Origin of the sequence: Streptococcus sp. 3705, from assembly GCF_013277145.1 — a bacterium.
Lineage (GTDB): Bacteria > Bacillota > Bacilli > Lactobacillales > Streptococcaceae > Streptococcus.
Map to the genome: position 1 here is coordinate 78,627 of NZ_VMMJ01000013.1, position 25,557 is coordinate 104,183.

The 25,557-nt window shown below is 40.1% G+C and carries 20 protein-coding genes; all 20 read left to right on the plus strand.

Features of this window, described 5'->3' with window-relative positions; translation table 11 throughout:
* On the plus strand, positions 1 to 651 hold the full coding sequence (locus HT714_RS04290; protein WP_173251539.1) for an ABC transporter ATP-binding protein: 651 nt from the start codon (positions 1 to 3) through the stop codon (positions 649 to 651).
* A 10-nt stretch (positions 652 to 661) separates the two neighbouring features.
* Positions 662 to 949 (plus strand): hypothetical protein, encoded by a 288-nt coding sequence (locus tag HT714_RS04295; protein WP_173251541.1) that lies wholly within the window; start codon positions 662 to 664, stop codon positions 947 to 949.
* Between the two features lie 145 nt (positions 950 to 1,094).
* Positions 1,095 to 3,608: a preprotein translocase subunit SecA gene (gene secA / locus HT714_RS04300; protein WP_173251543.1), complete on the plus strand. Its 2,514-nt coding sequence runs from the start codon at positions 1,095 to 1,097 to the stop codon at positions 3,606 to 3,608.
* 80 nt (positions 3,609 to 3,688) lie between these two features.
* Positions 3,689 to 4,720 (plus strand): 3-deoxy-7-phosphoheptulonate synthase, encoded by a 1,032-nt coding sequence (locus tag HT714_RS04305; protein WP_173225660.1) that lies wholly within the window; start codon positions 3,689 to 3,691, stop codon positions 4,718 to 4,720.
* Position 4,721: 1 nt separating this feature from the next.
* Positions 4,722 to 5,753: a 3-deoxy-7-phosphoheptulonate synthase gene (locus HT714_RS04310; RefSeq protein ID WP_173225662.1), complete on the plus strand. Its 1,032-nt coding sequence runs from the start codon at positions 4,722 to 4,724 to the stop codon at positions 5,751 to 5,753.
* A 44-nt stretch (positions 5,754 to 5,797) separates the two neighbouring features.
* Positions 5,798 to 6,160, plus strand: a complete 363-nt coding sequence (acpS, locus tag HT714_RS04315; protein ID WP_240148097.1) for a holo-ACP synthase — start codon at positions 5,798 to 5,800, stop codon at positions 6,158 to 6,160.
* Positions 6,150 to 7,253: an alanine racemase gene (gene alr / locus HT714_RS04320; RefSeq protein ID WP_173225668.1), complete on the plus strand. Its 1,104-nt coding sequence runs from the start codon at positions 6,150 to 6,152 to the stop codon at positions 7,251 to 7,253. The genes acpS and alr overlap by 11 nt, the downstream gene beginning before the upstream one ends.
* Positions 7,254 to 7,271: 18 nt before the next feature.
* Positions 7,272 to 9,287 (plus strand): ATP-dependent DNA helicase RecG, encoded by a 2,016-nt coding sequence (gene recG / locus HT714_RS04325; RefSeq protein WP_173225671.1) that lies wholly within the window; start codon positions 7,272 to 7,274, stop codon positions 9,285 to 9,287.
* 316 nt (positions 9,288 to 9,603) lie between these two features.
* Entirely contained in the window at positions 9,604 to 10,584 is a 981-nt protein-coding gene (locus tag HT714_RS04330; protein ID WP_173225674.1) for an acetylxylan esterase, read from the plus strand.
* A gap of 556 nt (positions 10,585 to 11,140) precedes the next feature.
* Positions 11,141 to 11,368 carry a hypothetical protein gene (locus HT714_RS04335; RefSeq protein ID WP_050234264.1) on the plus strand — a complete coding sequence of 76 codons (228 nt, stop codon included), beginning with the start codon at positions 11,141 to 11,143 and terminating at the stop codon, positions 11,366 to 11,368.
* A gap of 288 nt (positions 11,369 to 11,656) precedes the next feature.
* Positions 11,657 to 11,845: a YSIRK-type signal peptide-containing protein gene (locus tag HT714_RS04340; RefSeq protein ID WP_079016435.1), complete on the plus strand. Its 189-nt coding sequence runs from the start codon at positions 11,657 to 11,659 to the stop codon at positions 11,843 to 11,845.
* Positions 11,802 to 14,978 carry a sialidase domain-containing protein gene (locus HT714_RS04345; RefSeq protein WP_173251545.1) on the plus strand — a complete coding sequence of 1,059 codons (3,177 nt, stop codon included), beginning with the start codon at positions 11,802 to 11,804 and terminating at the stop codon, positions 14,976 to 14,978. Before HT714_RS04340 ends, HT714_RS04345 begins: the two co-directional genes overlap by 44 nt.
* 1,085 nt (positions 14,979 to 16,063) lie before the next feature.
* Positions 16,064 to 16,963 (plus strand): Rpn family recombination-promoting nuclease/putative transposase, encoded by a 900-nt coding sequence (locus HT714_RS04350; RefSeq protein ID WP_173225679.1) that lies wholly within the window; start codon positions 16,064 to 16,066, stop codon positions 16,961 to 16,963.
* A 1,122-nt stretch (positions 16,964 to 18,085) separates the two neighbouring features.
* Positions 18,086 to 18,538, plus strand: a complete 453-nt coding sequence (locus tag HT714_RS04355) for a YhcH/YjgK/YiaL family protein (protein ID WP_173225682.1) — start codon at positions 18,086 to 18,088, stop codon at positions 18,536 to 18,538.
* An 18-nt stretch (positions 18,539 to 18,556) separates the two neighbouring features.
* The gene (locus HT714_RS04360; RefSeq protein WP_173225685.1) at positions 18,557 to 19,894 is read left to right on the plus strand and encodes a sugar ABC transporter substrate-binding protein; all 1,338 of its coding nucleotides are present in this window, start codon (positions 18,557 to 18,559) and stop codon (positions 19,892 to 19,894) included.
* 78 nt (positions 19,895 to 19,972) lie between these two features.
* Positions 19,973 to 20,857: a sugar ABC transporter permease gene (locus HT714_RS04365; protein ID WP_000237985.1), complete on the plus strand. Its 885-nt coding sequence runs from the start codon at positions 19,973 to 19,975 to the stop codon at positions 20,855 to 20,857.
* The gene (locus tag HT714_RS04370; protein ID WP_173225688.1) at positions 20,857 to 21,690 is read left to right on the plus strand and encodes a carbohydrate ABC transporter permease; all 834 of its coding nucleotides are present in this window, start codon (positions 20,857 to 20,859) and stop codon (positions 21,688 to 21,690) included. The genes HT714_RS04365 and HT714_RS04370 overlap by 1 nt, the downstream gene beginning before the upstream one ends.
* Positions 21,691 to 21,921: 231 nt before the next feature.
* Positions 21,922 to 23,025, plus strand: a complete 1,104-nt coding sequence (locus HT714_RS04375) for a Gfo/Idh/MocA family oxidoreductase (RefSeq protein WP_000241736.1) — start codon at positions 21,922 to 21,924, stop codon at positions 23,023 to 23,025.
* Positions 23,026 to 23,204: 179 nt separating this feature from the next.
* Positions 23,205 to 23,903 carry an N-acetylmannosamine-6-phosphate 2-epimerase gene (locus HT714_RS04380; protein ID WP_173225691.1) on the plus strand — a complete coding sequence of 233 codons (699 nt, stop codon included), beginning with the start codon at positions 23,205 to 23,207 and terminating at the stop codon, positions 23,901 to 23,903.
* Positions 23,904 to 24,017: 114 nt separating this feature from the next.
* Positions 24,018 to 25,346: an ABC transporter substrate-binding protein gene (locus tag HT714_RS04385; RefSeq protein WP_173225694.1), complete on the plus strand. Its 1,329-nt coding sequence runs from the start codon at positions 24,018 to 24,020 to the stop codon at positions 25,344 to 25,346.
* Positions 25,347 to 25,557 lie beyond the last annotated feature (211 nt).

Consider the following 25,557-nt stretch of genomic DNA (forward strand, 5'->3'; position numbering starts at 1 on the left):
ATGAAACTTGAAATTATAGATGGACAGAAAATTTATGGGAAAAGACCTATTTTAAATCAGTTGAATTTGGTGTTTCAATCAGGAAAAATTTATGGACTTAAAGGTGATAATGGATCTGGCAAGACGGTTCTTTTAAAGGTACTTGCTGGTTATATTAAGCTTGACAAAGGAAAAGTTCTTCAAGATGGTAAAGTTTACGGGGTGAAAAATCATTATATTCAGGATGCAGGGATTTTAATTGAAAAGGTAGAGTTTCTATCTCATTTATCCCTGAGAGAAAATTTGGAACTGTTAAGGGATTTTTCATCTGAAATTACTGAAAAAAGAATTGCCGATTGGATCCAATATTATGATTTAAAGGAATTTGAAGATGTTGAATACCGTCATTTATCCTTAGGAACAAAGCAAAAAATAGCTTTGATTCAAGCCTTTATTGCCGAACCATCTATACTCTTTCTCGATGAACCCATGAATGCTTTGGATGAGAAGAGTGTGAGGTTAACCAAACAGGTCATTTTATCTTACCTGAAAAAAGAAAATGGTCTGGTTATCCTGACATCACACATATCGGAAGATATTTCAGACCTTTGCACAGATGTATTAGTTGTCGAAAATGGACATATACAATATTTAAAGGATATACAATCCTAGGAGGTGGCTTATGGAACATCTAAAATCATTTATTACACGCTATTCTAAGGTCTATATTGGTTTAGTTCTGTTGATCTGGCTGGCTTTCTTCTTTCTTCCTTGGGACAGTCCGATTCTGGGGGGGGAGATTGACCTCTTCAGCATACAGAAAGTCTTGCTAGTTTTTGGTATTCTGTCTATTTTGATGGCCTTGCTGTCCAAGAAAGTCAGTCTCTTTGTTTTTGGACTCATCTGCTGTCTTTCTCTTTGGATAAATCTATTTATCCTATTTGCCATTTTGCCGATTTTTGGCAATTAAACCAACATAAAAGTCAGAGAGGTTAGCTTGGGAACTAGCCTCTTTTTCCTTTTCAAAATGGGGATTCTTCCTTGAAAATAATCAGTAATTGTGCTAAAATTAAAAGAACATTCTAAAATATTCGGAATTTAAAGTAAGGAAAAACATGGCTAATATTTTAAAAACAATTATCGAAAATGATAAAGGAGAAATCCGTCGTCTGGAAAAGATGGCTGACAAGGTTTTCAAATACGAAGACCAAATGGCTGCTTTGACTGATGACCAACTAAAAGCAAAAACAGTTGAATTTAAAGAACGTTATCAAAATGGAGAATCACTGGATTCATTGCTTTATGAAGCATTTGCGGTTGTCCGTGAGGGTGCCAAACGTGTCCTAGGCCTCTTCCCATATAAGGTTCAGGTCATGGGGGGAATCGTTCTTCACCATGGTGACGTGCCAGAAATGCGTACAGGGGAAGGGAAAACCTTGACTGCGACTATGCCGGTATACCTCAATGCCCTTTCAGGTAAAGGGGTTCACGTAGTTACGGTCAATGAATACCTGTCAGAACGTGACGCGACTGAAATGGGTGAATTGTACTCATGGCTTGGCTTGTCAGTAGGGATTAACTTGGCTGCCAAATCTCCAATGGAGAAAAAAGAAGCCTATGAGTGTGACATTACCTACTCAACTAACTCAGAAATCGGATTTGACTACCTTCGTGACAACATGGTCGTCCGCGCTGAAAACATGGTACAACGTCCGCTTAACTATGCCTTGGTCGATGAGGTTGACTCAATCTTGATTGATGAGGCCCGTACACCTTTGATCGTATCAGGTGCTAACGCAGTTGAAACCAGTCAGCTCTACCACATGGCAGACCACTATGTGAAATCTTTGGACAAAGACGACTACATCATCGATGTGCAGTCTAAGACTATTGGTTTGTCTGATTCAGGGATTGACAAGGCTGAAAGCTACTTCAAACTTGAAAATCTCTATGACATCGAAAATGTAGCTCTGACTCACTTTATTGATAACGCCCTTCGTGCCAACTATATCATGCTTCTCGATATTGACTATGTGGTGAGCGAAGAGCAAGAAATCTTGATCGTTGACCAATTTACAGGTCGTACCATGGAAGGTCGTCGTTATTCTGATGGCTTGCACCAAGCTATTGAAGCCAAAGAAGGTGTGCCAATCCAGGATGAAACCAAGACATCTGCCTCAATCACCTACCAAAACCTTTTCCGTATGTACAAGAAATTGTCTGGTATGACGGGTACAGGTAAGACGGAGGAAGAAGAATTCCGTGAAATCTACAACATTCGTGTTATTCCAATCCCAACCAACCGTCCTGTTCAACGTATTGACCACTCAGACCTTCTTTATGCAAGTATCGAGGCTAAGTTTAAGGCGGTTGTCGAAGACGTTAAGGCTCGTTACCAAAAAGGTCAGCCTGTCTTGGTTGGTACAGTAGCGGTTGAAACTAGTGACTACATTTCTAAGAAATTAGTCGCAGCTGGCGTTCCTCACGAAGTCTTGAATGCCAAAAACCACTATAGAGAAGCCCAAATCATCATGAATGCTGGTCAACGTGGTGCTGTTACTATCGCAACCAACATGGCCGGTCGTGGTACCGACATCAAGCTTGGTGAAGGGGTTCGTGAATTGGGTGGACTTTGTGTGATTGGTACAGAACGTCATGAAAGTCGTCGTATCGATAACCAGCTTCGTGGACGTTCAGGTCGTCAAGGAGACCCAGGTGAGTCACAATTCTACCTCTCTCTTGAAGATGACTTGATGAAACGTTTTGGTTCTGAACGCTTGAAGGGAATTTTTGAACGTCTCAATATGTCTGAAGAGGCGATTGAGTCTCGTATGTTGACGCGTCAGGTTGAAGCAGCGCAAAAACGTGTCGAAGGAAATAACTACGATACCCGTAAACAAGTCCTTCAATACGATGACGTCATGCGTGAACAACGTGAGATTATCTATGCTCAACGTTACGATGTCATCACTGCAGACCGTGACTTGGCACCTGAAATTCAGTCTATGATCAAACGCACGATTGAACGTGTCGTTGATGGTCATGCGCGTGCCAAACAAGATGAAAAACTAGAGGCGATTTTGAACTTTGCTAAGTACAACTTGCTTCCAGAAGATTCAATTACGATGGACGACTTGTCAGGCTTGTCTGATAAGGCCATCAAGGAAGAACTTTTCCAACGTGCCTTGAAGGTTTACGATAGTCAGGTTTCAAAACTACGTGATGAAGAAGCAGTTAAAGAATTCCAAAAAGTCTTGATTCTACGAGTGGTGGATAACAAGTGGACAGATCATATCGATGCCCTTGATCAATTGCGTAACGCGGTTGGACTTCGTGGCTATGCTCAGAACAACCCTGTTGTTGAGTATCAGGCAGAAGGTTTCCGTATGTTTAATGACATGATTGGTTCGATTGAGTTTGATGTGACACGCTTGATGATGAAAGCACAAATTCATGAACAAGAAAGACCACAGGCAGAACGCCATATCAGTACAACAGCGACTCGCAATATCGCTGCTCACCAAGCAAGTATGCCAGAAGATTTGGATTTGAGCCAGATTGGACGCAATGAACTTTGCCCATGTGGTTCTGGTAAGAAGTTTAAAAACTGTCACGGTAAAAGACAATAAAATGAGATAGTTTAGAGGCGGATACCTTGTGAAAAGTAAATTTTTACTTGGTATCCGTTTGCTTTATAAGGAGATGAGTTATGGTATTTACAGCAAAAAGTCCTAAAATCAATATTGAAGAAGTTCGTGCCTTATCAAAATTAGAAGGCCAAGCTTTGGAGAGAAAATCACAGCGTGATCAAGAGCTAGAAGCCATTATACGTGGAGAAGACCAGCGAATTCTCTTGGTAATCGGGCCATGCTCATCTGACAATGAAGAAGCTGTTCTTGAGTACGCTAAGCGTTTGGCAGCTTTGCAAGAAAAAGTAGCAGACCGTATCTTTATGGTTATGCGTGTTTATACTGCCAAACCCCGTACCAACGGAGATGGATACAAGGGCTTGATTCACCAGCCTAACGCGACAGAAGCACCAAGCCTCATCAACGGAATCAAAGCTGTGCGCCATCTTCACTATCGTGTCATCACAGAAACAGGCATGACAACAGCTGATGAAATGCTTTATCCTGAAAATCTGCCGCTTGTAGATGATTTGATTTCTTATATGGCGGTTGGTGCCCGTTCAGTTGAAGACCAGCAACACCGCTTTGTGGCAAGTGGGGCAGGATTTTCGACTGGTTTTAAAAATCCAACCTCTGGAAATCTCAATGTTATGTTTAATGGGATTTATGCTGCTCAAAACAAACAAAGCTTCCTTTTCCTAGGAAAAGAAGTGGAAACAACTGGTAATCCGCTTTCACACGCTATTCTTCGCGGTGCTCTTAATGAATATGGAAAAAATATTCCCAACTACTATTATGACAATTTAATTGAGACCATTGCCCAGTATGAGAAAATGAGCTTGGAAAATCCTTTTATCATCATTGATACCAATCATGACAACTCTGGTAAGCAATACATGGATCAGATTCGAATTGTCCGCCAGACCTTGATTAACCGTGCTTGGAATGAAAAAATCAAGCAGTTCGTTCGTGGTTTTATGATTGAGTCTTATCTAGAAGACGGTCGTCAAAACGAACCGGAAGTATTTGGCAAGTCTATAACAGACCCTTGCCTGGGTTGGGATAACACAGAAGCTCTTGTCAGAGAAATTTACAAAACGTTAGGAGAATAAGATGGTATTTATTGAAAAAGGTCAAGAAATCGATATGGAAGTCATCAAGGCTGAAACCCAATTGTCTGCGGAAGCCTTGAGACTCAAGGAAAGCCGTGACAGGGAATTGGCAGACATTATTTCAGGGGAAGATGACCGTATCCTCTTGGTGATTGGTCCTTGCTCTTCTGATAATGAAGAAGCTGTCTTGGAATATGCCCGCCGTTTGTCCGCCTTGCAAAAGAAGGTAGCGGACAAGATTTTCATGGTTATGCGCGTGTATACTGCTAAACCTCGGACTAACGGAGACGGCTATAAGGGCTTGGTGCACCAGCCAGATACTTCTAAGGCTCCAAGCCTGATTAACGGTTTGCAGGCTGTGCGCCAGTTGCACTACCGCGTGATTACAGAGACTGGCTTGACAACGGCAGATGAGATGCTTTATCCGTCAAATCTGATTTTGGTGGATGACTTGGTCAGCTACCATGCCGTTGGAGCTCGTTCTGTGGAAGACCAAGAGCACCGCTTTGTGGCTTCAGGGATTGATGCACCAGTCGGGATGAAAAATCCAACCTCAGGAAATTTGGGTGTTATGTTTAACGCCATCTATGCTGCTCAAAACAAGCAAACCTTCCTTTATCATGGGCAGGAAGTTGAGACATCAGGTAATCCTTTGGCCCATGTTATCCTCCGTGGAGCAGTTAACGAGTATGGCAATTATATGCCGAATTACTACTATGAAAACCTACTTCAAGCCATTGAACGCTATGAAACCATGGGACTTGAAAATCCCTTTATCCTCATTGATACCAACCATGATAACTCCGGCAAGCAGTATATGGAGCAGATTCGAATTGTTCGTCAGACCTTGCAGAATCGTGATTGGAATGAGAAAATCAAAAAGACGGTTCGAGGCTTTATGATTGAATCCTACCTAGCAGATGGTCGTCAAAACCAACCAGAGGTCTTTGGTTGCTCTATTACTGACCCTTGCCTAGGTTGGGAAAATACAGAGGCTTTGATAGAAGAGATTTATGCTACCTTGACAAAATAAGTGAAAAGGATGGAGTTGGGGAATCTCAACTCCTTTTGATGAAAATGATAGTTGGACATGGAATTGACATCGAAGAATTGGCTTCGATAGAAAGCGCAGTTACACGACATGAAGGCTTTGCTAAGCGCGTGCTGACCGCTAAGGAAATGGAACGGTTTAACAGTCTTAAAGGGCGCAGGCAGATTGAATATTTGGCTGGTCGCTGGTCGGCTAAAGAAGCCTTTTCCAAGGCCATGGGAACGGGTATTGGCAAGCTCGGTTTTCAGGATTTAGAAGTTTTGAACAATGAACGCGGGGCGCCTTATTTTAGTCAGTCATCATTTTCAGGAAAAATTTGGCTGTCTATTAGCCATACCGATCAGTTTGTGACAGCCAGTGTTATTTTGGAGGAAAATCATGAAAGCTAGTCCGCATAGACCAACCAAGGCTCTGATTCATCTGGGAGCTATTCGACACAATATTCAGCAAATGGGGGCTCATATCCCTAATGGGACACTCAAGTGGGCAGTGGTCAAGGCCAATGCTTACGGGCATGGAGCTGTTGCCGTTGCTAAGGCAATCCAAGATGATGTTGATGGCTTTTGCGTTTCCAATATCGATGAAGCCATTGAACTCAGACAAGCTGGACTCAGCAAGCCAATCCTCATTTTAGGAGTTTCTGAGCTAGAAGTTGTTGCTCTAGCTAAAGAATACGATATCACCTTGACAGTGGCTGGACTGGAGTGGATTCAAGCACTCTTATCTAGGGAGGAAGATCTAGCAGGTTTAACAGTCCATCTCAAGATTGACTCAGGCATGGGACGAATTGGTTTTAGAGAGGCTCGTGAGACTAATCAGGCTCGAGACTTGCTCCAACAACATGGTGTGCATGTTGAAGGGATTTTTACCCACTTTGCTACTGCTGATGAGGAATCAGATGACTATTTTAATGCCCAGTTAGAACGGTTTAAAACCATTCTATCAAGTATGAAAGGTCTTCCAGAGCTGGTTCATGCCAGTAATTCAGCAACGACCCTTTGGCATGCAGAGACTATTTTCAATGCGGTTCGTATGGGAGACGCCATGTATGGTCTCAATCCTAGCGGAGAGGTCTTGGATTTGCCTTATGATTTGATACCGGCCTTGACCTTGGAGTCTGCTTTAGTTCATGTCAAGACAGTTCCAGCTGGGGCTTGCATGGGCTATGGAGCGACCTATCAAGCGGATAGCGAGCAAGTCATCGCGACCGTGCCAATCGGCTATGCGGATGGTTGGACACGAGACCTGCAAAATTTCTCTGTCTTGGTAGATGGCCAAGCTTGCCCAATCGTCGGCAGGGTTTCGATGGACCAAATCACCATTCGTCTGCCTAAGCCTTACCCACTCGGAACTAAGGTAACTTTGATTGGCTCCAACGGTGACAAGGAAATCACTGCAACTCAGGTAGCTGCCTACCGTGGGACTATTAACTATGAGGTGGTTTGTCTCCTCAGCGACCGCATTCCGAGAGAATATTATTAGAAAAGAAAGGAGTGGAGCATGAATCTACATCAACCCTTGCATGTCTTACCTGGTGTGGGACCAAAGTCAGCAGAAAAATACGCCAAACTAGGAATTGAAAATTTGCAAGATCTCTTGCTCTACTTTCCTTTCCGTTACGAAGATTTTAAGACCAAGCAGGTGCTGGAACTGGAAGACGGGGAAAAGGCAGTTCTGTCTGGTCAAGTCGTGACTCCTGCCAGTGTCCAGTATTATGGTTTCAAACGCAATCGTCTACGCTTTAGTCTCAAGCAGGGAGAAGTTGTTTTTGCGGTGAATTTCTTTAACCAGCCCTATCTAGCAGATAAGATAGAGTTGGGAGCAACTCTTGCTGTCTTTGGAAAATGGGACCGTGCCAAGGCTAGTTTGACTGGGATGAAGGTCCTGGCTCAGGTGGAAGATGACCTCCAACCTGTCTATCGCTTGGCTCAGGGAATCAGTCAGGCCAGTTTGGTCAAGGTCATCAAGACAGCCTTTGATCAGGGACTGGACCTCTTGATTGAGGAAAATCTTCCCCAGTCTTTGCTGGACAAATACAAACTCATGTCCCGTTGTCAGGCCGTTCGTGCTATGCATTTCCCCAAGGATTTGGGAGAATACAAGCAGGCCCTTCGCCGTATCAAATTTGAGGAACTCTTTTATTTTCAAATGCAGTTGCAGACGCTCAAGTCTGAAAATAGAGTTCAGGGAAGCGGTCTGGTTCTGGATTGGTCTCAGGAAAAAGTGACAGCAGTCAAAGAAAGCCTGCCTTTTGCCCTGACTTCAGCTCAAGAAAAGAGTTTGCAAGAAATTTTGATCGACATGAAGTCGGATCACCACATGAATCGTCTCTTGCAAGGGGATGTGGGGAGTGGAAAAACAGTCGTCGCTGGCTTGGCTATGTATGCGGCAGTGACGACTGGCTATCAGGCTGCTCTCATGGTGCCAACAGAAATTCTCGCAGAGCAACATTTTGAGAGTCTACAGAGTCTATTCCCAGACCTAAAACTCGCTCTCTTGACAGGTTCCTTGAAAGCTGCAGAAAAGAGAGAAGTCTTGGAGACTATTGCCAAGGGTGAGGCTGATTTGATTATCGGAACTCACGCTCTGATACAGGATGGGGTGGAGTATGCTCGTCTTGGTTTGATTATTATCGATGAGCAGCACCGTTTTGGTGTGGGGCAAAGGCGTATTTTACGGGAAAAAGGAGACAATCCAGATGTCCTCATGATGACGGCGACTCCCATACCAAGAACCTTGGCCATCACAGCCTTTGGAGATATGGATGTTTCCATTATCGACCAGATGCCAGCAGGACGGAAACCTATTGTGACACGCTGGATCAAGCATGAGCAACTACCACAGGTCTTGACTTGGTTAGAGGGAGAAATCCAAAAAGGTTCCCAAGCCTATGTCATCTCTCCCTTGATTGAAGAATCAGAAGCTCTGGATTTGAAAAATGCCATTGCTCTATCTGAGGAGTTAACGGCTCATTTTGCTGGCAAGGCAGAAGTAGCCCTCCTACATGGCAAGATGAAGAGTGACGAAAAAGACCAGATTATGCAGGAGTTCAAAGAGAGAAAAACGGATATTCTAGTTTCGACAACGGTTATCGAGGTCGGGGTCAATGTTCCCAATGCGACCGTTATGATTATCATGGATGCCGACCGTTTTGGTCTCAGTCAACTCCATCAGCTCAGAGGTCGTGTTGGTCGGGGGGACAAGCAGTCCTATGCTGTTCTCGTGGCTAATCCCAAGACCAAGTCAGGGAAAGACCGCATGCGCATCATGACAGAAACCACTAATGGATTTCTCCTTGCGGAGGAAGATTTGAAAATGCGTGGTTCAGGTGAGATTTTTGGAACCAGACAGTCAGGACTACCAGAGTTTCAAGTAGCTGATATTATCGAAGATTTTCCGATTTTAGAAGAAGCAAGAAAGGTTGCTAGTTACATTAGTTCTATTGAAGGCTGGCAAGAGGATCCAGAGTGGCGCATGATAGCTTTTCATTTGGAAAAGAAAGAACATCTGGATTAAGCTTTCTCTAAGGAAAACTTAAGCTAGCTTTCAGATTTGACCCTTATACTAGAGTCATCAAAAAGAAACGAGGACTCTCACATGACAGTAACGATTAAAGTAAATTACCAAACCACTTTTCAAAAGAAGGAAGCAAAAAACTAGTATAAACAGAAGAGAGAGCGAAATGCTCTTTTTTTGTTTCTAAAACTACTTTCAGCCTATCATCCTAAAAGTAAAGAATCTAAATTCACTTTCTATTTACCCTTCTTTCTTGCATTGCTTCCCTAGATGTGCTACAGTGGTGCTAGCGATTACAAAATATAAGGAGCATGCTATGAAAAATCCAACTTTGTTAGAAGAGATTAAGACTTATCTAGGAAGGGATGAGGTTCCAGAAGACTTTGATGCTTTCTGGGATGAGGAAGTGAAAAATGTTTCCACGCTTCCAGCCTACCACTTGGAGGAAAGAGATTTCCACCTTCCTCAAGTCAAGTGCTATGAGTTAACCTTTGAAGGAACCAATGAAGGCAAGGTCTATGCACGCGTCGTTCTTCCAAAGAGTGAGGAGAAGGTTCCGCTAATCTTCCATTTCCATGGTTATATGGGACGTGGCTGGGACTGGACCGACATGCTGGCCTTCACCGTGGCTGGTTACGGTGTTGTCTCCATGGATGTGCGGGGCCAGTCAGGTTATTCGCAAGACGGCTTGCGTTCTCCTCTAGGAAATACTGTTAAGGGGCATATCATCCGTGGGGCTGTGGAAGGTCGGGATCGCCTCTTTTATAAGGATGTTTATCTGGATATTTACCAGTTGGTCGAAATTGTTGCTAGTCTGTCTCAGGTTGATGAGAAGCGTCTTTCTAGCTATGGTGCCTCGCAAGGAGGGGCTTTGGCCTTGGTTGCAGCAGCGCTCAATCCTCGAATTCAGAAAACAGTTGCCATCTATCCCTTCTTGTCAGACTTCAGACGAGTGCTTGAGATTGGTAATACTAGCGAGGCTTACGACGAACTTTTCCGTTATTTCAAGTTTCACGACCCCTTCCATGAAACAGAGGAGGAAATCATGGCGACCCTGGCCTATATCGATGTGAAAAATCTTGCCCATCGTATCAAGGGTGAGGTTAAGATGATTACGGGCTTGGACGATGATGTTTGCTATCCTATTACCCAGTTTGCGATTTACAACCGTCTGACATGCGATAAAGCCTATCGCATCATGCCTGAGTATGCCCACGAAGCCATGAATGTATTTGTCAATGACCAAGTCTACAACTGGCTTTGTGGTAGTGAAATTCCTTTTAAGTATGTGAAGTGATGAATGAGAGAGCCTAGTAGCTCTCTTTTTGTATAGAGTCTAGTCAGCAAATATTCTAGTTCATATATACTTTGAAATTCATACTCTTCGAAAATCTCTTCAAACCACGTCAGCTTCGCCTTGTCGTATATATATGTTACTGACTTCGTCAGTTCTATCTGCCACCTCAAAACGGTGTTTTGAGCTGACTTTGTCAGTCTTATCTACAACCTCAAAACAGTGTTTTGAGCGGCCTGCGGCTAGCTTGGTCTTTGATCTTCATTGAGTATAAAAAACAGATGAGTCTCTGTTTTCTTTTTATGAACTATAAATGTTCAGCTGAAACTACTTTCAAGGAGATTATTATATAAAAGAGTTTCTTGAAACTAAAATCTATTATACTACACCGCGTTGAAAGCGTTTTAAAAATGAGGTATAATAAATTTGCTAACACTTATAAAAAGTGATAGAATCTTATCTTTATGTATATTTAAAGATAGATTGCTGTAAAAATAGTAGTAGCTATGCGAAATGACAGATAGAGAGAAGGGATTGAAGCTTAGAAAAGGGGAATAATATGATATTTAAGGCATTCAAGACAAAAAAGCAGAGAAAAAGACAAGTTGAACTACTTTTGACAGTTTTTTTCGATAGTTTTCTGATTGATTTATTTCTTCACTTATTTGGGATTGTCCCCTTTAAGTTGGATAAGATTCTGATTGTAAGCTTGATTATATTTCCCATTATTTCTATAAGTATTTATGCCTACGAAAAGCTATTTGAAAAAGTGTTCGATAAGGATTGAGCAGAAAGTATGATGTAAATAGCATAAGCCGATGTCCAATAATTTGCTTATAAAGAGATATTTTAGTTTAATTGCAGCGGTGTCCTGGTAGATAAACTAGATTGGCAGGAGTCTGATTGGAGAAAGGAGAGGGGAAAATTGACACCGATTTGAGATAGTTTGTTTAGTTCATTTTTGTCATTTAAATGAACTGTAGTAAAAGAAAGTTAAGAAAAGACAAACTAAGTGTATTTTCTGGAGTAAATGTCTTATTTCAGAAATCGGGATATAGATATAGAGAGGATCAGTATGAATCGGAGTGTTCAAGAACGTAAGTGTCGTTATAGCATTAGGAAACTATCGGTAGGAGCGGTTTCTATGATTGTAGGAGCAGTGGTATTTGGAACGTCTCCTGTTTTAGCTCAAGAAGGGGCAAGTGAGCAACCTCTGGCAAATGAAACTCAACTTTCGGGGGGGGGGGAGCTCAACCCTAACTGATACAGAAAAGAGTCAGCCTTCTGAGGAAGGAGAAAATATAACTCTTCCTGCAGAGCATGTAGAGTCTGTTTCAGAGACTGAACTTTCTGGCAATGAGCAAGAACATGAAGACAAGCAAGAAGAAAAAATTCCAAGAGATTACTATGCACGAGATTTAGAAAATGTCGAAACAGTGATAGAAAAAGATGACTTAGAGACGAATGATTCAAACGAAAAAAGAGTAGACTTGTCTGATGAATTAGAGAAAGTAAAGGGACTCCAAAATGCAACTGTTCATGTGGAGTTCAAACCGGCTGCTGATGGTCCTAGTTTTTACAATCTCTTTTCTGCTTCCAGTACAACTAAAATAAATGAATACTTTACAATGGCAATCAATAATGGGACAGCTTTGATAGAGGGACGTGGAGCTGATGGTAGTCAATTTTATGGAAGTTATACAGATGCGCCTTTGAAGATTAGACCAGGCAAGTATAATTCGGTTACTTTTACTGTTGAAAGACCAAGAAAGGATAGTCCAAATGGTCAGGTTCGTCTTTATGTGAATGGTGTATTATCTCGTACGAATAAAAAGTCAGGAAAATTCCTGGCAGACATGCCAGATGTGGATAAACTCCAGTTAGGTGCAACTAATAGAGCAGGAGAACTGAAGTGGGGCTCAGATCTTTCTATTCGTAATCTGACTGTATACAATCGTGCTCTAACTCCAGAGGAAGTCAAAAAACGTAGCCAGTTATTTGATGTGACAGATATTGAGCCGTCACTTGCTGAAGGGGCAGTCTTGACAGAGAAGCAAGAGTTGTTTATGAGTGGTGTCAATGATAAGCCAAATAGTGAAGGAATTAAGAGTTATCGGATTCCAGCTTTGCTACGTACGGATAAAGGAACATTACTGGCAGGAGCAGATCAGCGTCGTCTCCACCATTCTGACTGGGGAGATATTGCTATGGTCGTTAGGAGAAGTGAGAATGGGGGAACTACTTGGCAGCCAACCTTAACCTTGACCAACCTGCGAGACAATCCAGAAGCAAAAGATCCGCAGGCACCATCTCCACTTAATATTGATATGGTCTTGGTTCAAGATCCTACCACAAAGAGAATTTTTTCAATCTACGATATGTTTCCAGAGGGTCGAGCTGTCTTTGGAATGCCAAACAAACCTCAAAAAGCTTATCAACAAGTTGGAGACAAGCACTATCAATTACTATATAAACAAGGGGAAAATCAAGCATATACTGTTCGAGAAAACGGAGAAGTATATGATGCAAATAATCAAAAAACAGATTATCGCGTTGTAGTGGATCCAAAAGAAGAAGCCTACAGAGATAAGGGTGACCTCTATAAAGGAGAAGAGCTTCTTGGGAATATCTACTTTGCTCAATCTGCTAAAAATCCATTTCGTGTAGCCTATACGAGCTATTTGTGGCTTTCCTATAGTGATGATGATGGGAAAACTTGGTCGAAACCAAGAGATATTACACCATCAATTCGCCAAGATTGGATGAAATTTTTAGGAACAGGTCCAGGTACAGGAATTGTGCTTAGAACAGGAGAGCACAAGGGGCGTATCCTAGTTCCTACTTATACCACCAACGCTATCTCCCATCTAAGCGGATCTCAGTCTTCTCGTTTGATTTATTCAGATGACCATGGAGAAACATGGCAGGCTGGAGCTGCTGTTAATGATGATAGGACAGTAGGCAGAAGAAAAATTCATTCCTCAACTATGAATAATAGTCCTGCCCAAAATACAGAGTCAGTTGCTGTACAGTTAAATAATGGTGATGTGAAACTCTTTATGAGAGGATTAACGGGTGATTTACAGGTTGCCACAAGTAAAGATGGTGGGCAAACTTGGGATAAGGAAATCAAGATATATAATCAGGTTAAAGATGTTTATGTCCAAATGGCTGCTATTCACACCATGCACGAAGGAAAAGAATACATCATTTTAACCAATTCAGGAGGACCTAAACGGACGAATGGAATGGCTCATTTGGCTCGTGTAGAGGACAACGGAGACTTGACTTGGTTACATCATAGACCAATTCAAAAAGGAGAGTTTGCCTATAATTCGCTTCAAGAATTAGGAAACGGTGAGTATGGTATCTTGTATGAACATACTGAAAAAGGACAAAATGCCTATACCCTATCATTTAGAAAATTTAACTGGGAATTTTTAACAAAAGATCCGGTATATCCAACAAGTGTAACTATCAGGGAAGTTCGTAAATTGGAAACAGAAGAAGAGGATGCAGAACAAGGTATCTTAGCGATACAATTTGATTCTGAGGTACTAGTGAATTCTATTCCGACTTTGACTTTAGCGAATGGACACAAAGCTACCTTCTTGACCCAGGCAGATCAAAAAACTCTACTTTTTACCTTCAATAAAGAAGATGCAGGTCAAGAAATTACAGGTCTACTGGCCGGTAGAATTGACAGTATGCATGATTTACCAGTTACACTAGCTGGTAGTAGAATTCCTGAAGATACGAAAGAAAATCCTGTCGAGACCATGAATACAGTAAGAGAAGATGTATCTGAGGAGATGACAGAAAGGAAGTCAGAGAAGAATCAAGTGTCTATGGAGCCTTCAGGCAGAATGGTAGCAAACTCTCCTCTTACTTCTCTTGCTCCTCGTTATCTCCAATCTTATGTAGGAGATGTTACTTTAACTCCTCTTAAAACTGAGATTAAAGTTCCAGTAACGACTGGTTGGAAGCAAGAAAATGGTGCGTGGTATTTTTATACATCTGCTGGTGAAGTGGTGAAAGGCTGGCATCAGGAAGCGGGTAAATGGTACTACTTGAGTTCTACTGGTGCGATGGCAACTGGTTGGGTTAGAGATGGTAATCAATGGTATTATTTGAGTGAGAGTGGAGCAATGTCTACTGGCTGGGTTGAATCCAGTGGTGTGTGGTACTATCTCAATGCTAACGGCTCAATGGCAACTGGTTGGATAAAAGATGGAGACCATTGGTACTATCAGGAATCATCTGGTGCAATGAAGGTAAATCAATGGTTCCAAGTTGGAGATAAATGGTACTATGTTAATGAAAGCGGAAGATTAGCGGTTAATACTATAGTAGATGGTTATCAAGTTAACTCCAATGGGGAGTGGGTCAACTACTAGAACCTTGGATGTTGATGAATAACTGAGACACGTTTTGTCCGTCATAGAGATTAAAAGTTTATTTAGATAGTTTTAGTAGAAATTTCTACTCTAAGAAAAAATCAATTTAGATGAGCTCCTATTGCCGGGTAAATGACTTGCTAGTCGTAAATAAACTGTATATTTCTGACTGGATACTAATAGTCGCAACTTAACAGTTCACTTTAAGTGTTAAAATGCATATAGCTAGTTATTGGTTATATGCGTTTTTGTTCTTGATTATTTTATTTCTTGTCTTGGAATATAGGTAAAATTATAGTAAAATAAAATTCTGTAGATCATGTTGGTAGATATACAGGAAGAAGAGTGTATTGTTGACAATACAGCACATAGAATCCAACATGTCCTTATACTCAAAAAATCAAAGAGCAAATTAGGAAGCTAACCGTAGCCTGCTCAAAATACCGTTTTGAGGTTGTAGATGAAACTGACGAAGTCAGCTCAAAACACCGTTTTGAGGTTGCAGATAGAACTGACGAAGTCAGCTCAAAACACCGTTTTGAGGTTGTAGATAGAACTGACGAAGTCAGTAACATATACATACGGCACGGCAAGGTTGACATGGTTTGAAGAGTATGGAATAATCATAACTTATTTGAAGATTTTAAAAGATTGTAAGCTATTATATCTGGATAAATAAGTATTAGAAACTAAAGTGAGGAAAAAGATGTTTTTATATTTAAAAGGTTTAGGAAAATTTCGTATCGCTAACACCAGACGGCTATAGAGTGAACGAGTACGGGGAATGGATCAACTGATTTTGCTTTACGACCTATTGACGAGCAAGCTAGTAGTATAAAAAAACATTAGAATTAATAGTCTAGGAAGTGATAAGAGTTCTCTAAAATGGTTGATTTTGTAATCTTTTTTGTAAAATATAGTCTTTAATAAATAATATGAGTAAAATTCATCTCTTTGAAAGTGATTAGGGGTAATAGTTTTGAAGTTTCTCGCTTCTTTTGTCTTTCTTTTACGAATAAATAGATAGAAGCATTGAATCTAGCAAACCTAGATTAAAAATGTGCTATAATAGAAGGAGGAAAAGGATGATTCTAAGACATCCGGGCATTAGCCCGACCAATGACTTGGTTGCTAAGAAAATCTTTAGCAACCCAGAAATCACTTGTCAATTTATCCGCGATATGCTGGACTTGCCAGCAAAAAATGTGACCATTTTGGAGGGGAGCAATATTCACGTCTTACCTTCCATGCCGTACTCAGCGCAGGATTTCTATACCAGTATAGATGTTTTAGCGGAGTTAGATAATGGAACCCAAGTTATCATTGAGATTCAAGTCCATCATCAGAATTTTTTCATCAATCGCCTGTGGGCTTACCTATGCAGTCAGGTCAATCAAAATCTTGAAAAAATTCGCCAACGAGAAGGTGATACTCACCAGAGTTATAAACACATCGCACCCGTTTATGCCATTGCAATTGTGGACAGCAACTACTTCTCAGATGACTTGGCTTTCCACAGTTTCAGCATGCGAGAGGACACGACAGGTGAGGTCTTAACCATCACAAATAACGGTCAGGAAAACCATCTGGTTAAGATGGCTTTCTTGGAATTAAAAAAATACAGAGAAACCAGCAAAGATAAGGTTCGCAAACCGTGGTTGGAGTTTTTTGGGAATAAACCCTTTACTCAGGAACCCGAGCGAGCCATCAGTCAGGCAGACCAACTGCTGGACTACAAGAGCTGGTCCGAGGAGGATAGGGAAATGTTTAGTCAACTACGTATGCGCGAAGAACAAGCCTTGTTAGCACAGGACTATGCCTTGGAACAAGCTGAAGAAAAAGGGTTGGAGAGAGGTCGGGCAGAAGGACTTGAACGTGGAAAACTTTTTGCCTTTCTGGATATGGTTCGCCAAGGACTTCTGACTTCCGAGGTTGCCAGTCAGCAGTTGGGTATGTCAGTATCTGAGTTTGAGGCGTTGTTGTAAGATCAGCAATAATAGACAAGAAAACCATCTGGTTAAGATGGCATTCTTGGAATTAAAAAACTCTAAGCACAAAATCTTAAAAATCACAAACACGCATAGTATCAGGTATTGAACAACCTTGATACTATGCGTTTTATAGTGCAGTGAATCTATATTAGGACACTACAATTCTTAAATCATTGTTAGAAATTAGTTTGAATTTTCCAATCAATTTATTCGATTTTTACATCATTGCATTATATCATGCGACTATTAACCTTGTTTTCTCCTAAAATTGAGTTTTTTACACTTTCTTCTTTTTTCTGTTTTTTATCTTGTCCACTCGAAACAGGTCTTGCAAGAAACCTACTTATTTTTGAAAGTACTTTTAATGTAGTTGCTATAGTTAAAAAGATTTGAAACTAAATTCCAAATTAGAAAAAGACTTGAAATACTAAAAAAAAAAAGTATACTCTAATTGAAAACGGTAACAAAACTAATTTAGAGTATTTCTCTCTTAAAAAGTTCTTGGTGAAACGAGATGTAGAAAGGAGATTTAGGCAAAGAGTCTACTAGTGCTAGAATAATAGATTAGAATTATTTTAGAAAAACTAATACTCAATGAAAATCAAAGAGCAAACTAGGAAACTAGCCGCAGGCTGTACTTGAGTACGGCAAGGCGACGTTGACGCAGTTTGAATTTGATTTTCGAAGAGTATAAGTGAGCAGCTTATAAATTCAATTCCCCAAATAGATTCATACTAGTATCTTTTGCAAAAAATAAAGGGCGACTTCCTTCATGAATATCAATTTCATCTATAAGGAAGGTAGCTCATTGAACTAACTTATTTATTCTGTTTGTCGCTAGAAAAATCAGACCTCCTTGTGAAGATTGAGGAGATACTGAATGAAAATCAAAGAAGAAACTAGCAAGCTAGTAGCAGATTGCCCAAAACACCGCTTTGAGGTTGTAGATAAGACTGACCTATATAATTCAAGGTGAAGCGACTGCGGTTTGAAGAGATTTTCAAAGAGTATAGGCTAGAGAGTGTAGTGTTTTTATGTCCTTCTAGTAGAAAATGCTAGACAGAAGAATGGGGAACTTGGATAGGAAAAATAGATTGAGAAAGGAGGTTAGAAGAGATGATTATTACAAAAATTAGCCGTTTAGGAACTTATGTGGGAGTCAATCCACATTTTGCAACATTAATAGATTTTCTAGAAAAAACAGGACTAGAAAATTTAACAGAAGGTCCGATTGCTATCGATGGTGATCGATTGTTTGGGAATTGCTTTACTTATCTAGCAGATGGTCAAGCAGGGGATTTCTTTGAAACACACCAAAAATATTTGGATATTCATTTAGTTTTGGAAAACGAAGAAGCCATGGCTGTTACATCACCAGAAAATGTAAGCGTTACCCAAGAATATGATGAAGAGAAGGATATTGAATTATACACAGGGAAAGTGGAACAGTTGGTTCATTTGAGAGCTGGCGAATGTCTCATCACTTTTCCAGAGGATTTACATCAACCCAAGGTTCGTATAAATGATGAACCTGTGAAAAAAGTTGTCTTTAAAGTTGCGATTTCTTAATGTAGAAAGGGAAGAACGATGAAAAAAATGAGAAAGTTTTTATGTCTAGCTGGAGTTGCGCTAGCAGCTGTTGCCTTGGTAGCTTGTTCAGGAAAGAAAGAAAGTACAACTAGTACTGAACCACCGACAGAATTATCTGGTGAGATTACAATGTGGCACTCCTTTACTCAAGGACCGCGTTTAGAAAGTATTCAAAAATCAGCAGATGCTTTCATGCAAAAGCATCCAAAAACGAAAATTAAGATTGAAACATTCTCTTGGAATGATTTCTATACTAAATGGACTACAGGTTTAGCAAATGGAAATGTGCCAGATATCAGTACAGCTCTTCCTAACCAAGTAATGGAAATGGTCAACTCAGATGCTTTGGTTCCGCTAAATGATTCTATCAAGCGTATTGGACAGGATAAATTTAACGAAACTGCCTTAAATGAAGCAAAAATCGGAAATGATTACTACTCTGTTCCTCTTTATTCACATGCACAAGTTATGTGGGTTAGAACTGATTTGTTAAAAGAACATAATATTGAGGTTCCTAAAACTTGGGATCAACTCTATGAAGCTTCTAAAAAATTGAAAGAAGCTGGAGTTTATGGCTTGTCTGTTCCGTTCGGAACAAATGACTTAATGGCAACACGTTTCTTGAACTTCTACGTACGTAGTGGTGGAGGAAGCCTCTTAACAAAAGATCTTAAAGCAGATTTGACAAGCCAACTTGCTCAAGATGGTATTAAATACTGGGTTAAAATGTATAAAGAAATCTCACCTCAAGATTCTTTGAACTTTAATGTCCTTCAACAAGCTACCTTGTTCTATCAAGGAAAAACAGCATTTGACTTTAACTCTGGCTTCCATATTGGAGGAATCAATGCCAACAGTCCTCAATTGATTGATTCGATTGATGCTTATCCTATTCCAAAAATCAAAGAGTCTGATAAAGATCAAGGAATTGAAACCTCAAATATTCCAATGGTTGTTTGGAAAAATTCAAAACATCCAGAAGTTGCTAAAGCATTCTTAGAATCACTTTATAATGAAGAAGACTACGTTAAATTCCTTGATTCAACTCCAGTAGGTATGTTGCCAACTATTAAGGGGATTAGCGATTCTGCAGCCTATAAAGAAAATGAAACTCGTAAGAAATTTAAACATGCTGAAGAAGTGATTACTGAAGCTGTTAAAAAAGGTACTGCTATTGGTTATGAAAATGGACCAAGTGTACAAGCTGGTATGTTGACTAACCAACACATTATTGAACAAATGTTCCAAGATATCATTACAAATGGAACAGACCCTATGAAAGCAGCAAAAGAAGCAGAAAAACAATTAAACGATTTATTTGAGGCTGTTCAGTAGATGTAAAAGACTAGAAAATAGGTGGGCTAGTGAGCTGAAAAGCCCTAGCCCAATCTTGTAAAAGAAGGGAGAAGGAGAATGGTTAAAGAACGTAATTTAACTCGCTGGATATTTGTTTTGCCAGCTATGATTATCGTAGGATTACTCTTTGTTTATCCGTTTTTCTCGAGTATTTTTTATAGCTTTACCAATAAGCATTTGATTATGCCCAATTACAAATTTGTTGGTTTAGCTAACTATAAAGCTGTGCTATCAGATCCCAACTTCTTTAATGCGTTCTTTAATTCAATTAAGTGGACCATTTTCTCATTAGTTGGTCAAGTTTTAGTAGGGTTTGTATTGGCTTTAGCTCTTCACAGAGTACGCCACTTCAAGAAATTATATAGGACCTTATTGATTGTTCCTTGGGCATTTCCTACAATCGTTATTGCCTTTTCTTGGCAGTGGATTCTAAACGGGGTTTATGGCTACTTACCTAATCTAATCGTAAAATTAGGTTTAATGGAACATACACCTGCATTTTTGACAGATAGTACATGGGCATTCCTATGTTTGGTGTTTATCAACATTTGGTTTGGAGCGCCGATGATTATGGTCAATGTGCTTTCAGCTTTGCAAACAGTACCAGAAGAACAATTTGAGGCTGCTAAGATAGATGGTGCTTCAAGTTGGCAGGTGTTCAAGTTTATCGTCTTTCCACATATTAAAGTGGTTGTAGGGCTTCTAGTTGTTTTGAGAACTGTATGGATCTTTAATAACTTTGACATTATCTACCTCATTACTGGTGGTGGACCAGCCAATGCTACAACGACGCTTCCAATTTTTGCTTACAACCTGGGTTGGGGAACTAAATTGTTGGGTCGTGCCTCAGCAGTTACAGTGTTGCTCTTTATCTTCTTGGTGGCGATTTGCTTTATCTACTTTGCTATCATCAGTAAGTGGGAAAAGGAGGGTAGAAAATAATGAAGAAGAAATCCAGTATTTATTTAGATATTCTCTCACATGTACTCTTGATTGGTGCGACCATTGTTGCAATTTTCCCATTGGTATGGATTATCATATCGTCTGTCAAGGGTAAAGGGGAATTAACTCAGTATCCAACACGATTTTGGCCTGAACAATTTACATTAGATTATTTCACTCATGTTATCAATGATTTGCACTTTATTGATAACATTCGAAATAGTTTAATCATTGCCTTAGCTACAACCGTTATTGCGATTATTATTTCTGCTATGGCAGCCTACGGTATTGTTCGATTCTTCCCTAAATTGGGAGCAATCATGTCGAGACTACTCGTTATTACCTACATTTTCCCACCAATTTTGTTAGCAATTCCCTATTCAATTGCCATTGCTAAAGTTGGCTTAACAAATAGTTTATTTGGCTTAATGATGGTTTATCTATCTTTTAGTGTTCCATATGCAGTTTGGCTCTTAGTTGGATTTTTCCAAACAGTTCCAATTGGAATTGAAGAAGCAGCTCGAATTGATGGTGCAAATAAATTTGTTACGTTTTATAAAGTTGTGCTACCGATTGTAGCACCAGGTATTGTAGCAACAGCTATTTATACATTTATCAATGCTTGGAATGAATTCCTGTATGCCTTGATTTTGATTAACAATACAGGAAAGATGACAGTAGCAGTAGCCCTTCGTTCACTTAATGGTTCAGAAATACTAGACTGGGGAGATATGATGGCAGCATCTGTTATTGTAGTTCTTCCATCAATCATTTTCTTCTCTGTCATCCAAAATAAGATTGCAAGTGGATTGTCAGAAGGATCTGTGAAGTAATACTCAATGAAAATCAAAGAGCAAACTAGCCGCAGGCTGCTCAAAGTACAGCTTTGAGGTTGCAGATGAAACTGACGAAGTCAGCTCAAAACATGTTTTTGAGGCTGTAGATGAAGCTGACGAAGTCAGTAACCATACGCACAGTAAGGCGACGTTGACGCGGTTTGAAGAGATTTTCGAAGAGTATAAGTTAAAATTAGAAAGTTTATTCAATAATAAAGGAGAAAAAACATGGTTAAATACGGTGTTGTTGGAACAGGATATTTTGGAGCTGAGTTGGCTCGTTATATGCAAAAGAATGATGGAGCAGAGATTACTCTTCTCTATGACCCAGATAATGCAGAGGCGATTGCAGAAGAGTTGGGAGCAAAAGTAGCAAGTTCCCTAGATGAGTTGGTTTCTAGCGATGAAGTAGATTGTGTTATTGTCGCAACTCCAAATAATCTTCATAAAGAACCAGTTATCAAGGCCGCACAACATGGTAAAAATGTTTTCTGTGAAAAACCAATTGCGCTTTCTTATCAAGATTGTCGCGAGATGGTAGATGCATGTAAAGAAAACAATGTAACCTTTATGGCAGGACATATTATGAACTTCTTCAATGGTGTCCATCATGCAAAAGAACTCATTAATCAAGGAGTCATCGGAGACGTTCTATATTGTCACACAGCTCGTAATGGTTGGGAAGAACAACAACCGTCAGTATCATGGAAAAAAATTCGTGAAAAATCAGGTGGTCACTTGTATCACCACATCCATGAGTTGGATTGTGTTCAATTCCTTATGGGTGGCATGCCTGAAACTGTAACCATGACAGGTGGAAATGTAGCCCATGAAGGTGAAAATTTCGGTGATGAAGATGATATGATTTTTGTCAATATGGAATTTTCTAATAAGCGTTTTGCCTTGTTAGAATGGGGTTCAGCTTATCGTTGGGGTGAACATTATGTCTTAATCCAAGGAACCAAAGGCGCTATCCGCCTAGACTTATTCAACTGTAAAGGAACTCTTAAGCTAGATGGGCAAGAAAGCTATTTCTTGATTCATGAATCGCAAGAAGAAGATGATGATCGTACTCGTATCTATCATAGTACAGAGATGGACGGAGCAATTGCTTATGGTAAACCAGGTAAACGTACTCCATTATGGTTATCATCTGTCATTGACAAAGAAATGCGCTATTTACATGAGATTATGCAAGGAGCTCCAGTCTCAGAAGAATTTGCAAAACTATTGACAGGTGAAGCTGCCCTAGAAGCAATTGCTACTGCAGATGCTTGTACCCAGTCTATGTTTGAAGATCGCAAAGTAAAATTGTCAGAAATTGTAAAATAAATTTTGGTATTCTCCTATTATAGGTCGACTTGCTCCTCTGAAAGTACTTTTAGAGGAGCTGTTTGACTTGGCTAGTTTTTGAAACTGAAATCTATTGTACTACAAACTCTTGAAAGCGTTTTATTTTTAAGATATAATAATCTCATAGAAACAAAGAAAAAGGAAAAGGAGGAAAGAGGATGCCACAGATTAGCAAAGAAGCCTTGATTGAGCAAATCAAAGATGGAATCATCGTTTCTTGTCAGGCTCTTCCTCATGAACCGCTTTATACAGAAGCGGGAGGGGTGATTCCCTTGCTGGTCAAAGCGGCTGAGCAAGGTGGAGCAGTCGGTATCCGAGCCAATAGTGTTCGCGATATCAAGGAAATCAAGGAAGTCACCAAACTTCCGATTATTGGGATAATCAAACGAGATTATCCGCCACAAGAACCCTTCATCACGGCTACCATGAAAGAAGTTGATGAATTGGCAGAACTGGACATCGAGGTGATTGCTCTGGATTGTACCAAGCGTGAACGCTACGATGGTTTGGAGATTCAAGACTTCATTCGTCAGGTCAAGGAGAAATATCCTAACCAGCTCTTGATGGCTGATACTAGTATATTCGAAGAAGGACTAGCAGCTGTAGAAGCAGGAATTGACTTTGTCGGAACAACCTTATCAGGATACACATCCTACAGTCCAAAAGTGGACGGTCCAGATTTTGAACTCATCAAAAAACTCTGTGATGCTGGTGTAGATGTCATTGCAGAAGGGAAAATTCATACACCAGAACAAGCCAAACAAATCCTGGGATATGGAGTGCGAGGTATCGTTGTTGGTGGCGCTATTACTAGACCAAAAGAGATTACAGAACGCTTTGTTGCTGGTCTCAAATAACACAATCTTAAAAAAGAGGAGAGTGGTGGATGAGTAGGATGAAATGAAATCGCATACAAGAAATAAAGAACTTATTATCCAAGTTGGATACGCTTATTACATAGGAGAATACAAATGAAATTTAGAAAATTAGCTTGTACAGTACTTGCGAGTGCTGCGGTTCTTGGTCTTGCTGCTTGTGGCAATTCTGGCGGAAGTAAAGAAGCTGCCAAATCAGGTGGTGACGGTGCCAAAACAGAAATCACTTGGTGGGCATTCCCAGTATTTACCCAAGAAAAAACTGGTGACGGTGTTGGAACTTATGAAAAATCAATCATCGAAGCGTTTGAAAAAGCCAATCCAGATGTAAAAGTGAAATTGGAAACTATTGACTTCAAGTCAGGTCCTGAAAAAATCACAACAGCTATCGAAGCAGGAACAGCTCCAGACGTACTCTTTGATGCACCGGGACGTATCATCCAATACGGTAAAAACGGCAAATTGGCTGAGTTGAACGACCTTTTCACAGATGAATTTGTTAAAGATGTCAACAATGAAAACATCGTACAAGCAAGTAAAGCTGGAGACAAGGCTTACATGTATCCAATTAGTTCTGCCCCATTCTACATGGCAATGAACAAGAAAATGCTAGAAGATGCTGGAGTTGCAAACCTTGTAAAAGAAGGTTGGACAACTGATGATTTTGAAAAAGTATTGAAAGCACTCAAAGACAAGGGTTACACACCAGGTTCATTGTTCAGTTCTGGTCAAGGGGGAGACCAAGGAACACGTGCCTTTATCTCTAACCTTTATAGTGGTTCTGTAACAGATGAAAAAGTTAGCAAATATACAACTGATGATCCTAAATTCGTCAAAGGTCTTGAAAAAGCAACTGGCTGGATTAAAGACAATTTGCTCAATAATGGTTCACAATTTGACGGTGGAGCAGATATCCAAAACTTTGCCAACGGTCAAACATCTTACACAATCCTTTGGGCACCAGCTCAAAATGGTATCCAAGCTAAACTTTTAGAAGCAAGTAAGGTAGAAGTGGTAGAAGTACCATTCCCATCAGACGAAGGTAAACCAGCTCTTGAATATCTTGTAAACGGATTTGCAGTATTCAACAATAAAGACGACAAGAAAGTCGCTGCATCTAAGAAATTCGTTCAATTTATCGCGGATGACAAAGAATGGGGTCCAAAAGACGTTGTTCGTACAGGTGCCTTCCCAGTCCGTACTTCATTTGGCAAACTTTATGATGACAAACGCATGGAAACAATCAGCGGCTGGACTCAATACTACTCACCATACTACAACACTATTGATGGATTTGCTGAAATGAGAACACTTTGGTTCCCAATGTTGCAATCTGTATCAAATGGTGACGAAAAACCAGCGGACGCTTTGAAAGCCTTCACTGAAAAAGCGAACGAAACAATTAAAAAAGCTATGAAACAATAGTCCTTAGTTATTCTATAAAAAGTAGTTTTTTAAAGAACCTAAGAGTGTATACCCCCTTTTCCCTCTACACAGATAGTGTAAGAAAAGGGGGGCTTTTGTTTAAAATGTAAGAAATTGTCACGAAATTAAAATGAAGTTCTTACATAAGCGAATCATAAAAAATTTCATTTTGATTTTAAAACAGTTCAAGAAAGTCAAAAAATATTCTATT

Excerpts from the sequence above, each read along its gene's own strand:
- recG (WP_173225671.1), top strand. The coding sequence starts at position 7,272 with ATGAATCTACATCAACCCTTGCATGTCTTACCTGGTGTGGGACCAAAG.
- HT714_RS04290 (WP_173251539.1), top strand. The coding sequence starts at position 1 with ATGAAACTTGAAATTATAGATGGACAGAAAATTTATGGGAAAAGACCT.
- HT714_RS04305 (WP_173225660.1), top strand. The coding sequence starts at position 3,689 with ATGGTATTTACAGCAAAAAGTCCTAAAATCAATATTGAAGAAGTTCGT.
- HT714_RS04330 (WP_173225674.1), top strand. The coding sequence starts at position 9,604 with ATGAAAAATCCAACTTTGTTAGAAGAGATTAAGACTTATCTAGGAAGG.
- HT714_RS04355 (WP_173225682.1), top strand. The coding sequence starts at position 18,086 with ATGATTATTACAAAAATTAGCCGTTTAGGAACTTATGTGGGAGTCAAT.
- secA (WP_173251543.1), top strand. The coding sequence starts at position 1,095 with ATGGCTAATATTTTAAAAACAATTATCGAAAATGATAAAGGAGAAATC.
- HT714_RS04375 (WP_000241736.1), top strand. The coding sequence starts at position 21,922 with ATGGTTAAATACGGTGTTGTTGGAACAGGATATTTTGGAGCTGAGTTG.
- HT714_RS04360 (WP_173225685.1), top strand. The coding sequence starts at position 18,557 with ATGAAAAAAATGAGAAAGTTTTTATGTCTAGCTGGAGTTGCGCTAGCA.
- HT714_RS04365 (WP_000237985.1), top strand. The coding sequence starts at position 19,973 with ATGGTTAAAGAACGTAATTTAACTCGCTGGATATTTGTTTTGCCAGCT.
- HT714_RS04295 (WP_173251541.1), top strand. The coding sequence starts at position 662 with ATGGAACATCTAAAATCATTTATTACACGCTATTCTAAGGTCTATATT.
- HT714_RS04340 (WP_079016435.1), top strand. The coding sequence starts at position 11,657 with ATGAATCGGAGTGTTCAAGAACGTAAGTGTCGTTATAGCATTAGGAAA.
- HT714_RS04345 (WP_173251545.1), top strand. The coding sequence starts at position 11,802 with ATGAAACTCAACTTTCGGGGGGGGGGGAGCTCAACCCTAACTGATACA.
- HT714_RS04385 (WP_173225694.1), top strand. The coding sequence starts at position 24,018 with ATGAAATTTAGAAAATTAGCTTGTACAGTACTTGCGAGTGCTGCGGTT.
- HT714_RS04370 (WP_173225688.1), top strand. The coding sequence starts at position 20,857 with ATGAAGAAGAAATCCAGTATTTATTTAGATATTCTCTCACATGTACTC.
- HT714_RS04310 (WP_173225662.1), top strand. The coding sequence starts at position 4,722 with ATGGTATTTATTGAAAAAGGTCAAGAAATCGATATGGAAGTCATCAAG.
- alr (WP_173225668.1), top strand. The coding sequence starts at position 6,150 with ATGAAAGCTAGTCCGCATAGACCAACCAAGGCTCTGATTCATCTGGGA.
- HT714_RS04350 (WP_173225679.1), top strand. The coding sequence starts at position 16,064 with ATGATTCTAAGACATCCGGGCATTAGCCCGACCAATGACTTGGTTGCT.
- HT714_RS04380 (WP_173225691.1), top strand. The coding sequence starts at position 23,205 with ATGCCACAGATTAGCAAAGAAGCCTTGATTGAGCAAATCAAAGATGGA.
- HT714_RS04335 (WP_050234264.1), top strand. The coding sequence starts at position 11,141 with ATGATATTTAAGGCATTCAAGACAAAAAAGCAGAGAAAAAGACAAGTT.
- acpS (WP_240148097.1), top strand. The coding sequence starts at position 5,798 with ATGATAGTTGGACATGGAATTGACATCGAAGAATTGGCTTCGATAGAA.